This window comes from Streptomyces xiaopingdaonensis, assembly GCF_000262345.1.
Classification (GTDB): Bacteria; Actinomycetota; Actinomycetes; order Streptomycetales; family Streptomycetaceae; genus Streptomyces; species Streptomyces xiaopingdaonensis.
This window is the reverse complement of the sequence record NZ_AJTQ01000304.1, coordinates 1-13,881: the sequence shown is the minus strand read 5'-3', so window position 1 is coordinate 13,881 and position 13,881 is coordinate 1. Positions and strand designations below refer to the sequence as shown.

At 74.8% G+C, this 13,881-nt stretch carries 2 protein-coding genes and 1 pseudogene; all 3 read right to left on the bottom strand.

Annotation, left to right across the window (positions count from 1 at the left end):
* Positions 1–3,870 (bottom strand): SDR family NAD(P)-dependent oxidoreductase (locus UWG_RS33165; RefSeq protein ID WP_016909665.1); only part of this gene is annotated, 3,870 nt, incomplete at its 3' end.
* A gap of 28 nt (positions 3,871–3,898) precedes the next feature.
* Positions 3,899–5,560, bottom strand: a pseudogene (locus UWG_RS34145) (polyketide synthase dehydratase domain-containing protein); the annotation flags it as partial.
* Positions 5,561–5,638: 78 nt separating this feature from the next.
* Entirely contained in the window at positions 5,639–13,873 is an 8,235-nt protein-coding gene (locus UWG_RS0123585) for an SDR family NAD(P)-dependent oxidoreductase (protein WP_237720262.1), read from the bottom strand.
* Positions 13,874–13,881 lie beyond the last annotated feature (8 nt).

Sequence of the window (13,881 nt, the reverse complement as noted above, 5' to 3'; positions counted from 1 at the left end):
GGCGGCTGCCGGGCACTCGGTCCAGTCGAGCCGGTAGAGCCCGTCGGGCGCCGTCTCCCCTGCCGCGGGCGCCGGGCGCAGGGCGAGGGAGTCGACGGACGCGACGGGCGTGCCCGCGCCGTCGGTGAGCCGCAGCGAGACGGTGTCCCGACCGACCGCCCGCATCCGGACCCGGACCGGGCCGCCGTCGAAGGCGCCGTCCCGGAGGCTGACGCCGCTCCAGGCGAAGGGGAGGTACGCGCTGCCGGGCTCCGTGAGGAATCCGCCGAGAGCCACCGGGTGCAACGCGGCGTCCAGCAGCGCCGGGTGGAGCCCGAAGCCGGGGGCCTCGGCGGCGCCCTCGGGCAGCTCGACCTCGGCGCAGAGCTCCGCACCGTCCCGCCACACGGCGCGCACCCCGCGGAACGCGTGCCCGTACGCCATCCCGGCCGCCGCCAACCGCCCGTACAGGCCGTCCACTTCGACGCGCTCCGCCGTCCCGGGCGGCCATGGGGCGGTGGCGGCAGGCTCGTCGGCGACGTCCTCTGCGAGCTCCGCCGAGGCGTGGTGCGCGGAGGGCCCGCCGTCGGCCTCCTCGCCCCGCCGCGCGTGGACGGTGGCCGGGCGCCGGCCCGCGGCGTCCGGTGGTGCGACCGTGATACTCAGCCGGACGTTCCCCTCCGCGGGGAGCGGCAGCGGGGCCGCGAGCGTCAGCTCGGCCACGCGGGGGCAGCCGAGCCGCGCGCCGGCCTGCGCGAGCAGTCCGACGAAGGCGGTGCCGGGCAGCAGCACCGTGCCGGCGACCTCGTGCCCGGCCGCCCAACGGTGCTCGGACATGTCGAGTACGGCGGTGAAGAGGCGCCCGCCGTCCGGGAGTTCGGCTCCCGGCCCGAGCAGCCCGTCCCGTGCGTCGGGCGCACCGCCGCGGAGTCCCGGGCGGGGGGCGATCCAGCAGCGGGTGCGCTCGAAGGGGTAGCCGGGGAGCGATATCCGTCCCGGCCCCGGTCCGTCGTACAGCGGCCCGAAATCGACGTCGGCGCCGCCGACCCAGGCGCGGGCGAGCGCTTCCAGGTCGCGTCGTGCGACGGCGGCGCCGAGTTCGTCCGGCGTGGGGTGCGGTGCCGAGCGGTCCCGCCGCCCGTGGTGGACGCCGGGTGCCGGAGCGCCGTCGAGGTGGGCGCGGAGGCGCTCGGCGAGCTGGGCGGGGCCGGAGGCGAGCACGGCCAACCGCTGGTCCATGGCGTCGCGTCCCTGCTGGAGGGTGAAGGCCAGCGCGTCGGCGTCGAGCGCGGGTCCGCCCGGGCGGCCGCCGGGCTCGGAGAGGCGCCGGGTGAGCGAGGTGAGCGTCGTCTCGCCGTCGACGAGGTGGGGCGGCATCTCGTAGCCCAGCTCGGCCTCCAGGCGCTGCCGGAACATGGCGAGTTCCGGGTAGCCGAGGCCGAGTTCGGCGAACGGTTCGCCCGGGGAGGCGGCCGCCACGCCGCCCGGCAGGTCCCGCAGGACGCGGGCGAGCAGCTCCCCCAACTCCCCCGCGCGGGAGGGTGCCGCCTCCGGGCGGCGGTCGAGGAAGTCGGCCGTGCGGCGCGCCAGGGCGCGCAGGCGGTCCTCGTTCTTCGCGGAGAGGACGTACAGGCGCTCCCCGTCCACCGGAGCGCGTCGCCGCCGCTCCCGCGGTGCCGGCGGCTCCTCCAGGACGAGGAACGCGTTGGCGCCGCCGGCGCCGAAGGAGCTGACGCCCGCCCGCAGCGGCACGCCCTCCTGCCGGGGGCGCCACTCGGCGCGCTCGCGCTGTACGTGGAACGGCGAACCCTCCCAGTCGATCCCCGGGTTGAGCCGCTCGGCGTGGAGCGAGGGGACCAGCTCCCGGTGGCGGAGCTGGAGGACGACCTTGGTGACGGCGGCGATGCCGGCTGCGGACTCCAGATGTCCCACGTTGGACTTCACCGAGCCCACGGGTACGCGCCCCGCGCGCTCCCCCGGGCCGGAGTGCGCGAACGCCTTCTCCAAGCCGGCGATTTCGATCGGGTCGCCGAGCGAGGTGCCCGTGCCGTGCGCCTCGATGTAGCCGAGCGTCGCCGGATCGGTGCCCGAGCGCCGGAAGGCGTCGACCATCAGCTTCGCCTGGGCCTGCGGGTCGGGCACCGAGAAACCGCCGGTCCGCCCGCCGTGGTTGAGGGAGCGGCCGCGGACGAGGCCGTACACCTGGTCGCCGTCGCGCCGCGCGTCGCGCAGGCGCCGCAACAGCACGGCGCCCACCCCCTCGCCCGGCACGTAGCCGTCGCCGCCGGCGCCGAAGCTCCGGCAGCGTCCGTCCGACGAGAGGAAGGAGGACTGGCCGAGCAGCCGGTACTTGTCCGGATGCACGGTGAGGTTGACGCCGCCTGCCACGGCGGCCTCGCACTCGTCCCGCAGGATGCTCTCGCACGCCTGGTGGATCGCGGTGAGCGAGGACGAGCACATGGTGTCCAGCGCGATGGACGGCCCGTGGAGACCGAAGAAGTACGAGGCCCGGTTGGCGATGGCGGCATGGAAGGACGAGGGGACGGGCCCCGGCGGATCGTCTGGACCGCGTACGCCGTAGAGCTGGTACTGGCTGTACATGACGCCGACGTAGACGCCGACGTGGCGCCCCTTCCACCGCTCGGGGGCGTGCCCGGAGTCCTCGAAGGTGTGCCAGACGGTCTGGAGGAACAGCCGCTCCTGCGGGTCGAGCAGCGCGGCTTCGTTGGGCGAGATGTGGAAGAGGAGCGGGTCGAACTCGTCGATGCCGTCGAGGAATCCGCCGTGCGCTTCCGGTGCGTGCTCGACCCACCGTCCGGCGGGCACGGTGCCGACGCAGTCGCGCCCGTCGCGGAGGTTCTCCCAGAAGCGGTCGAGGTCCTCGGCCATCGGGTAGCGGCCGCTGATGCCGACGATGGCGATCGTGTCGTCGTCCCCGAGGCCGGCCTCGTCCGCGCCGCCGGGCTCCGGTGTGCGGTCGGTGGCCGTCACCGCCGGCGGGCCCGGTCCGCGGTCGGGCGCCGCGTCCTCGACTCCCGCGTCCGGGAGCCCGATTGCCGCCGTGAGCTCCGCGCGCCGGCCGACGAGAGGCATGACGCGTCCCGCCGTTCCGGCGAGCGCGGTCAGCAGGATCTCCGCCGCCGTCCCGTCCTCCAGCGGCTCCATTCCGAGTGCGCGCAGGCCGGCGAGGGCGGACTCGTCGAGCCGCATCCCCGCGTTGCGCCAGGCGGGCCAGGCGATCGACACCGTGTGTCCGGGGCGCTCGGACGCGGCGACGCGTTCGGCGCGGTCGCGCGCGAAGGCGTCGAGGAAGGCGTTGGCGCACGCGTAGTCGGTCTGGCCGGCGCTGCCCCAACTCGCCGCGGTCGAGGAGCAGACGACGAAGAAGTCCAGCGGCTCCCCGCGCGTCGCGGCGTCCAGGTGCAGGGTGCCTGCCACCTTGGCCGCGAAGACGGCCTCGGCGTCGGCCGCGGTCTTGCCGTCCACCATTCCGTCCCGCAGGACGCCCGCCGCGTGGACGACGCCGTCGACGCGGCCGAAGCGGCGCCGGGCGGCGGACACCAGTGCGTCGACGTCCTCGGCCCGCGAGACGTCGGCGGGCCGGTAGAGCACCTCGGCGCCCGCGTCCGACAGTTCGTCGAGCAGGCGCTGCTGCACGTCGCCGAGGGGGGAGCGCCCGCAGAGCACGAGCCGTGCCGCGTACCGCTCGGCGAGGAACCTGGCGAGGATGGTGCCCGCGCCGCCGAGGCCGCCCGTGACGAGGTAGACGCCGTGCTCGCGGGGCGCCGCCGTCGATCCGCACCTGGGTGTGCTCGTCCTCGGCGCGCACCTCGGCTTCGATCCACGCGGCCGAGCGCGCGACGGGTTCCGCCAGCGCGAGCAACTTCGCACGGAAGCCGGGGTGTTCGCGTCGGAGGCTCTTGAACATCGCGCCCAGCGCCGCCAGCGGCGCGGTCTCGGTGCCGTCGGGAGCGTGCAGGCAGTAGACGAGGCGCACCTCGCGTCTGCCGGGCAGCCGCACCAGGGCCGCCGCGCAGTGCAGGAGCGCTGTGAACTCCGCGAGCAGCGCCCGGTGTTGGTCCTCGCGCTCGACGGTCGCGGCGGCCGGGCACCAGACGATCTCGGCCGGCAGCGATTCGCGCGCGGCGAGCCGTGCGAAGAGCCGCTGCCAGTGCGCAGGCGAGGAGGGATCGAGCCGGAACTCCGCGCCGTCCTCGGCGAATTCGCTGCCGAACGCCACCGTGGCGGACCCGCCGGGTGGTGCGGAGAGGCTCCCGTCCGGGTCGACGTGCAGCCGCGGGGCGGCCGGGGCCTCTTGCCGGGGCGGCGCCTCCTCCCAGACGTCGGCCAGGTACACGATGTCCTGGTCCGGCTCCCGTCCGTCGGAGGCGCCGGGCGCGTGGGCGTCCTCCGGCGGGCGGGACGGAAGCGGTGCGGACGGGGCCGCCCCGCGCTCGTCGAGGTGTGCGGCGAGGCCGGCGACGGTGTTGTACTCGAAGAGGAGCGTGGGGTACAGCTCCGTGCCGAGGACGGACTCCAGCTCCTTGACGAGCGCGAGCAACGCGGTGGACTCCAGGCCCAGTTCGTAGAAACCGCGCTCCTGGTCGACCGCGCCGGCGGCGACGCCGAGCCGCGGCGCGAGCAGGGAGGCGATCAGCTCGCGCAGCGCCCGGACGCCTCCGGCACGCGCCGGAGCGGCGTCCGGCTCGGGCGCGCGGACGGGGGCCGGGGTCGGCTCGGCGGGGCCCGGCGCCTCCGCTTCCGCGAGGCGGGTGAGGGAGTCGGCCTGGCGTACCCGCTTGGACGTCAGGCCGTGCAGCCACATCACACGTGAGCCGTCGGGCGCGTAGAAGTCGAGGTCGCAGACGTTGAGATCGGCCCCGTGCCCTTCGTACCTGGGCGGCGTGGCACGGACCAGGTTGTCGTGGCCGATCGGGCCGCGGGCGCGGAAGGAATCGATGTGCAGGGGGATGTAGGGCTTGCCTTCGCCGGCGGCGAGTTCGCCGAACCGGCCCGTGTACGCCTCGGCGAAGTGCGAGGGGAGCAGGGTGGCGGCGTCGAGGCAGGCCGGGTGGAGGTGGAAGTAGCCGAGGTACGCGGCCGCCTCGGGGCTGGGACGCAGCTCGGCGAGCAACTCGTCTTCTGCGACGTGCAGTTCGCCGCGTCCCCGCATGAAGTCGCCGTGCACGATGCCGGCTTGGCGCACGGTCCGGTACAGCTCCGCCATGTCCACCGTGCGGCCGGCGCGGCGGCGGAGCGCTTCCAGGTCGAGGGCGTCCGAAGGGAACGGCTCGTCCAGGTGGAGTTCGCAGGCGAGGACGTCGAACGGCGTACCGCGTCCGCCCTCGTGCGGCAGCGGGACGGCCCGGACGGCGATCCGGTGGTGGTCCTCGCGGGCGAGGAACCGGAACTCCAGCTCGGTGTCGAAGCGTTCGCCGGCGGCGACCGCCTGCTGGAAGAGGATGTGCCGCAGTTCGGCCGTCTCGGTCTCCACGCCCTTGGACAGCAGGATGCGGTAGACGAGGTCGAGGAAGGAGACCCCGGGCAGGATGCTGGTGCCGTGCACCGTGTGGTCCCGCATCACCGGATCGGCGGCACGTACCACAACGGTGCATTTCAGACCGTCGAGCGGCGGTGGTGTGTGGCTCAAGTCTCGCCCCTAGAAGCGCAGTTCGAGGAATGGAGTGGGTTGCTCGCCGGGTGTTCCGGCCGCCGGGAACCAGTACCTGGAGCGCCGGTAGCGGGGCGGCTCCAGCGGGGCCCTGGGAGCGGGGCGGCCGGCGAGCAGCGCGGGGTCGGGCTCGCTCACGAGCAGGTGCGCGTTGGTGCCCCCGAAGCCGAACGAGCTCACGCCCGCCCGGCGCGTACCGCCCCTCGCCCGCCACTCCCCGAGCCGGCGGACGGGGAAGAACGGCGAAGTGTCGAACCGGAAGCGGGGGTTGGTGCGCTCGCAGTGCAGGGTGGGCGGGAGCTGACCGTGCCGGAGCGAGAGCACGACCTTGATCAGCCCGGCGATGCCCGCCGCGCTCAGCAGGTGCCCCACGTTGGTCTTGACGCTGCCCACTCCGCAGAAGCCGGTCTCGTCGGTCGTCTCGCGGAAGACGTCGGTCAGCGCCCGCAGCTCCATGGGGTCGCCGATCATGGTGCCGGTGCCGTGCGCCTCCACGTACGACACCTCCCGGGCGCTCACCCCCGCGGCCCGCAGCGCGTCGGAGATCACCTCGCGCTGCGCCTCGGGGTTGGGCGTGGTGATGCCCATCGTGCGGCCGTCGTTGTTGACGGCGCTGCCGTCGATGACGGCCCACACCGGGTCACCGTCGCGTACGGCGTCCTCCAGCCGCTTGAGCAGCAGCATCCCCGCTCCCTCGCCGAGCACGATGCCGTCGGCCCGCTCGTCGAACGTGCGGCAGCGACCGGTGGGCGACAGCGCGCGGCCCTCGCTCATGCCGACGAACGGCACCTGGTCGAGGAGGATTTCGACACCGCCGGCGAGCGCCGTCTCGCACTCGCCCGCGCGCAGGCTCTGCGCCGCCAGGTGGACGCTCAGCAGCGAGGACGAGCACGCCGAGTCGACGACCATGGCGGGGCCGCGCACGTTGAGGAAGTGGGAGACCTGGGCGGCGATGAAGTTCTGCGCCATACCGCTGATGCTTCCGCCCGAACCCGCGTGGTACGAGCCGAAGTTGGACGTCCGGGACCCGGCGAACACCCCGATCCGCCGGCCGGCCACCTTCTCGTGGTCGATGCCGGCATCGTGCAGGCACTCCACCGCGACCTCCAGGAACTGCCGCACCAGCGGATCGACCAGCGGCGCCTCCTCCTCCGAGATGCGGAAGAAGGCCGGGTCGAACTCCTCGATGTCCGGGAGGAATCCGCCCCACTTGCTGATACTGCGGCCCGGTTCCCGGTGTTCGGCGTAGTGGCGGTCGACGTCCCAGCGTGCGCGGGGCACCTCGGTCACGGAGTCGGTGCCGCCGGCGAGGTTCCGCCAGAACGTCTCGTGGTCGGGTGCGCCGGGGAAGTGGCAGGCGAGACCGATCACGGCGATCTTTCCCGAGCCGGGGGCGTGCGCCGGAGCGTGCGGGGCGGCGGGTGCGTCGGCGTGCGCGTCCGCGGTGGGGGTGTCGGAGGTACGTGCCGGTGCGTCCGGGTCGGGCTGCTCGGCCGTGGCGCCCAGCTCCCGCAGGTGCGCGGCGAGCCGAGCGAGAGTGGGGTGCTCCAGGAAGGCGGAGGGCTCCACGGTGACGCCCAACTCGCGCTCCACGCCCACCAGCAACTGGGCGATCATGATCGAGTCGACGCCGAGGTCGGCGAACTGCGTCTCGGCGCCCACCTGGCTCTCCGGCAACCGAAGCTGCGCGGCGAAGACACCGGCCAGCCGGGAGAGCAGCGCGTCCTCCTCACCGGGAGCGCCCGCGGGGCCGTCCGCCGGTCGCACCCCGGCGAGCCGCGCCGGCGGCTGGGCGGCGGGTTCGGTACCGGCCGGGGTCGGCAGCTTCAACCACCGCTCGGGGCCGCCCGCTTCGGAGCCGGTGACGCAGGGCATCAGCACCGGGCGGTCCGGCACGGCGAGCGCGCGGCGCAGCAGTCCGAGCCCCGCCTCGGTGGAGAGCGTCTCCAGGCCCAACTCCCGGTACGCGCCGGTCGTCACCTCGGGCATGCCCATCGAGCGCCAGCTCGGCCACTGCAAGGAGCGGTAGCAGCCGCGGCCGACCGCGGCCTGGTACTCGGCGAACCTGTCGAGGAAGGAGTTGGCGAGGGCGTAGTCGCTGATCCCCGCGCCCAGCACCGGGATCTCGCCGGAGACCGAGGAGCAGAGCACGAAGAAGCGCAGCGGGTCGTCGGCGAGCGCGGCGCTCAACTCCCGTACTCCGGCGACCTTGGGCGCGAGGACCGTCCGCATGTCGGCGACGCGCTTGCCGACGAACGCCGGATCGGCGTTGCGGCCGAGCCCCGCACAGTGCACGACCCCGGCTATCGGACCGTACTCGGCCCGCACCGATTCCAGCGCCGGCCGCAGCCACTCGCCGTCGTCCAACGGGCCGCTCAGCACCCGCACTTCGACGCCGGGACGCTCCAGCGCGAGCAGCCCGCGCACCCGCTCGGCCAGCGAGGGGTCGGTGTCGGGCGCGGAGCGGAGCTCCTCCCAGCGTTCCCGCTCGGGCAGCGCCCGCCGCCCTATGAGCACCAGCCGGTCGGCTCCGTGCGCGATCAACTCGGCGGCGACGGCGCGGCCCAGAGCCCCGGTCCCCCCGGTGATCACGACCGGCGCGCCACCGAGGCCCTGCCGCCAGTCAGCGCCGGCCGGCCCGTCGGGCACCGGCTCCAGCACCGGCAGGTTGCGTACGCCGCGGCGTACGCAGACCTCGGCGTCGCCGGGGTCCGCCGCGAGTTCGCGGGCGAGGACCGCGCGCAGCCGCTCCGGGGTGAGCGCCGCACCGTCCACGTCCACGGTCCGTGCCCGCACTCCCCGGTACTCGGCGGGCACCGTGCGGACGAGCCCGGCGAACGCGGCGCCGCGCAGGGTGGGCCGCTCGGCTTCGTGGGTGACGAGGCCGCGGGTGAGGTGGAGGTAGCACAGGCCCGTCCGCCGGAAGCGGGCGAGGAGTTCCTGGAGGAGGACGATCCGGGCCCAGCTCTCCGGCGCCTCGCCGCTCGCCTCCTCGACGGTGTCGACGAGGTCGAAGACGGTGCCGACCGGCTTCCCGGCGAGGACGCGTGCGGCGAGGCGGCTGCCCGCCTCGGGGTCGGCGTCCTCCTCTTCGCTCAGCACGACGATCGACGCCTCGGCACCGAACGCCTCGCGTGCCAGGCGCTCGCCGGCGGGGTCCACGAGCACCAGGACCGACTCCGCTTCGAGGGCGCCGGCCGGCTCCCCGCTCGCCTCCTCGGCACGCCAGACCTTCGCCAACACCTGCTCCGCCGGCGCCGGTTCCACGGCCCGCGGCGGGTCGGCGGTGCCCGCGCCGCCGAGCCAGTACCGCTCGCGCGCGAACGGGTAGGTCGGCAACGACGCCGTCCGCGCCTGCGCCTCGGGGCCCTGGGACCAGTCGATCTCCACGCCGGAGACCCAGAGTTCGGCGAGGCGTTCGGCGCGCCGCTCCCGGAGCATCCGCCGCACGTACTCGCGGCCCTCGCGCTCGTCCGTCCACGCGTGCCCGGACGCCGGGCCCTCCACCATGCCGAAACTCGCCCCCTCGACCTCGGCCACCGAGCCCGAGGCGGCGAACGCGCCCAGCGCGTCCCGCAGTTGCTCCGTGTCCTCCGCGACAACGGCGAGCCTCGCCGCCATCGGGGTCCGGCCGGTCCGACTCGTGCGGGCCAGCGCCGCGAGGGGAGCCGCCGGCTCGCGGTCGAGAAAGGAGGCCGTCTCGGCGGCGTACGCGCGCAGCCGCTCGGTGTTCCTCGCGGAGAGCACGAAGAGGTGCGGCCCCTGCGACTCTTCCTCCTCCGACCCGGGTTGCTCGGGCGCCTCTTCGAGTACGACATGGGCGTTGACGCCGCCGAATCCGAAGGAGCTCACACCGGCGCGGCGCACCAGCGCCGCACCGTCGGCCGAGCGGGGCTGCCAGTCGCGAGCCGCCAGGACGGGAGCGAAGGGGGTGCCGTCGACCTGGACGAGCGGGTTGAGCTCCTCGACGTGCAGAGTGGCGGGCAGCCGCCTGTTGCGCATCGCGAGCAGCACCTTGACGACGCCTGCGACCCCGGCCGCCGGCTCCAGGTGCCCGATGTTGCTCTTGACGGTGCCGAGCCCCACCTCGGCCGCGTGGCCGGTCCCCGCGGCGTCCCCCGAGAGGCGCCGCCACGCCTGCCGGACGGCGTCCACCTCGATCGGGTCCCCCAACTCGGTCCCGGTGCCGTGCATTTCGACGTACGAGACGGTCTCGACGGGCACCGCGGCGTCCCGGTACGCGGCCACCAGCAGATCGGCCTGCGCGTCCGGGTTGGGCGCGGTGAGGGAGGTGGCGTGGCCACCGTGGTTGACCGCGCTCCCCCGGATCACGCCGTGCACGCGGTCGCCGTCGGCGAGGGCGCGGGAGAGCGGTTTGAGGAGGAGAGCGGCGACGCCTTCGCCCTTGACGTAGCCGTCGGCGCGGCTGTCCATCGTCTTGCAACGGCCGTCCGGCGCGAGGACCCCGAGCTGGTGCGCGCTCACGGTGGTCTCGGGGGAGAGGACGAGGCTCACTCCCCCGGCCAGGGCGAGTTCGCTCTCGCCGGAGCGGAGCGAGCGGACGGCCCGGTGCAGGGCGACGAGTGAGCTGGAGCAGGCGGTGTCGACCGACTCGCTCGGGCCCCGCAGATCGAGCAGGTAGGAGAGCCGGTTGGCGAGCATGGTGCGGGCGAGCCCGGCTCCGGCGTAGGCGTTGGGCTCCCCCGAGCCGAGGACCATCGACTCGTAGTCGGTGAACTGCGTGCCGACGAAGACGCACACCGGGCGTCCCGCGAGCGAGTCGGGGCGGCAGCCGGCGTCCTCCAGCGCCTTCCAGGACTCCTCGAGGAAGAGCCGGTGCTGCGGGTCCATCACCTCGGCCTCGAGCGGGGAGATCTTGAAGAACAGCGGGTCGAAGCGGTCGACGTCCGAGAGGAAGCCGCCCCAGCGCGGGGTGCCGGGGAAGCGGTCGGCCAACTTCCGCCAGTCCCAACGGCCCGGCGGTACCTCCTCGATGAGGTCGCGGCCCTCGTCGAGGTGGGTCCAGAAGGCGTCGAGATCCGGTGAGCCGGGGAAGCGGCCGCTCATCCCGATCACCGCGATCGGCTCCTCTGCCGTGCTCCCGCGCTCGGCCGGCGGCGCTTCCGCGGGGCGCTGCGCCGGCGCGGCGGCGGCCCGTTCGGGCGCCTGCTCCTCGGCCGCCGGGGCGTGCACGGTGCGCAGTTCGTCCGCGTGGTCGGCCACGAGACGGTCGGCAAGCTTGCCCAGCGTGTTGGCCGCGAAGAGAGCGGTGGTCGGGAGGTCGATCCCGTAGCGGTCGTCGAGGCGTTGCGACAGCGCCTTGATACCGAACGAGTCGAGTCCGTACTCGCCGAAAGCCGCGTCGGTCTCCAGTGCCGCGGCCGGCACTTCGAGCAGATCGGTGAGGATGCGCCGCAGTTCTTCGACGACCGTGGCCCGCAGCGCCGCACCGGCCGGCTCCGCGTCCGCGGCGGCCGGCTCCGGCGCCCGCTCGCCCGAGGACCCCGCACGCCGGGTGCCGGCCTCGGAGGCACGCACGTGTGCGCGTACGCGTTCCGGGTCGCCGGGGACCACCAGCAGTCGGCCGGTCCCCGCGCCGAGCGCCAACTCCAGCACGCGCTCGGCCTCTTCGGTCTCCAGGAAGCGGAAGCCGGTCGAGGCGAAGTAGCGCTTCTCGTCGTCCGGGTCGACGTGCATCCCGCCGTCCCGCCACATCGGCCAGTCGACGGCCACCGTCCGCCCCCTGCGCAGCCCCTCCGCGCGGGACGCCTCGCGTGCCTCGGCGAAGCCGTCGAGGTAGCGGGCGCCGAAGGCGTAGTCGACGAGGCCGAAGTCGCCCAAGTGGCCCGAGGACGAGGAGTACAGGACGAAGAGATCGAGCGGTTGGCCGCCGGTGGCCTCGTCGAGCACCCGGGTGCCGTCGATCCTGGGCCGCAGTCGGGCGCGCAGCTCGTTGAGGTCCTTCTCGGGGAGCGGTCGCCCGCTGACGGTGCCCGCCAGGTGGAAGACGCCGTTGAGCGTTCCCCACTCGGAGACGACCGCGTCGACCACTTCCGCCATCCGCGCGGCGTCGGCGACGTCCGCCTGGTAGTAGGCGACCTCGGCGCCGAGGTCGCGCAGTTCGCCGAGTCGGGCCCGGCCCGCGTCGTCGAGCGGGGAGCGTCCGAGCAGGGCCAGCCTCCCGCGCTGCCCGGCTGCCAGGGAACGCGCGAGAAGCTGCCCGAGACCTCCCATGCCGCCGGTGATCAGATAGACGCCGTGCTCCCTCAGCACCGGCCCGGCTCCCGTGCCCCGCTCCGCCGCCCGCCGCTCGCGCTGGTGCTGGGTACGGCGGACGGTCCCCTCGTACCGGACGACGGCCGCATCCAGCCGGTCCGCGGTGAGTTCGGCCCGCAGCGCGCTCTCCTCGCAGGGGCCGGCGAAGCGGATCACGGAGAACTCCGTGCCCGGGGCGATGGCGGCGAGCGAGCCGGCGAAGCCGGCCCACGCCTCGGCGAGCGCCGGGTCCTCGTGCGCGCCGGTGGCGACCTGGACCCGTTCGAGCGCCGCGGCGTCGACCGAGGTGACGGCCTTGAGCAGGAGGAAGAGCGGTTCGGGACCGTAGCGGGAGCGGTGCTCCGCGCCGTCGGGCGAGAACGCGCGGAGGTGGACGATGCGGCCGACCCGCTGCCCGCGCGCGCTCAGCGCCGCGACCAGCCCGGCGTACTCCTCCGGGCGGTCGGGGTGGAGCGCGTACGTGTCCTCGCCGAGGTCGGCGAAGGCGGGGCCCGGACGCACCGTCACGGTCGTCCCCGGCAGACGGAGCGCGGGAGCGCCGTCCTCCGAGAGGACGAGGGTGGTGCCGTCGAAAGGTGCGGCAGCGGGGGGCGGGCTCGGTGCCTGCCGCCACTCGGTCTCGAAGAGCAGGAGATCGTCGGGGACGGCCTCGACGGCGGGAGGTGCGTCCCCCGCCGCGGGCTCCCGCGCCGCGAACCAGTGGCGCTCCTCGGCGAACGGGTAGGTGGGCAGCGAGCGGCGGCCCGGCACCGTGCGGTAGAGCGCCGGCCAGTCGACGGTCGCGCCGCGCACCCATGCGGCGGCGACCGCGTGCAGGTTCGCCTCGTCCTCCGGGAGTTGCGGCGGCGTGCTTCCGCGTGCGACACGGCCCGTCAGCACCCCGTCGCCGCGGCCCGCCAGCCAGTCGCGCAGCCGGCCGCGGATCTCCTCGCCGTCGCGGGCGACCAGTGCGAGCCGCTCGGCGAGCGCGGGCCGTCCGACCTGGAGGGTGTAGGCGGTGCGCACCGGATCGCTCGCCCAAGCGCCGGGGACGGACCGGCCGACGGGCGAGGCGGGCGCGGAGACGAAGGACTTCGCGTACGCACGCAGGCGTTCGGGGTCCCTCGCCGAGAGAGCGAAGACCACCGGCTCGGGCTCGGCCGCCGGGTCGGCGCCCGCGTACTCTTCCAGCACCACGTGGGCGTTCACTCCTCCGTAGCCGAACGAACTGATTCCGAGGCGGCGGGGCAGTTCCCGCCCTTCCGCGTCCCGCCGGTCGGCCCACGGCCGGCTCTCGAAGGGCACGTGGAACGGCGAACCCTCCAGCCGCAGATAGCCGTTGAGCTCCCGTACGTTCGCGTTCCCCGGGACGCGCCGGTGGCGGAGCGCCAGCAGACCGCGCAGGAACGCGGCGATCCCGGCGGCCGGCTCCAGGTGGCCGATCGCGTTCTTGAGCGCGGTGAGCGCGCAGTGCGGCTCCTGCGGCGTCGGGTGGCCCCAGTGCTCGTAGAGCCTGTCGAACGCCTGCCGCAGGCCGTTCACTTCGGCCGGGTCGCCGATGACGGTCCCGGTGCCGTGGGCCTCCACGTAGCCGATGGTGCGCGGGTCGACCGCGGCCTTCAGGTGCGCGTCGACGATGACGTCCGCCTGCGCCCGGGGGTTGGGCGCAGTGAGCGAGTTGGCGCGCCCTCCGTGGTTGACGGCGGTGCCGCGCACCACGGCGTGGATCGGGTTGCCCGCCGCCAGCGCGTCGCTGAGGCGCTTGAGCACCACGGCTCCCACACCCTCGCCGCGCACGTATCCGCTCGCCGCCCTGTCGAACGCGCGGCCCACGCCGTCCTCGCTGAGCATCCCCGCCTGCTCCAGGGCCGCGAAGCCCGTCGGCGAGAGCATCAGGCTGACGCCGCCCGCGATCACCGTCCCGCAGTGCCCGCCCTCCAACGCCTCGACGGCGCGGTGGAGCGCCACCAGCGAAC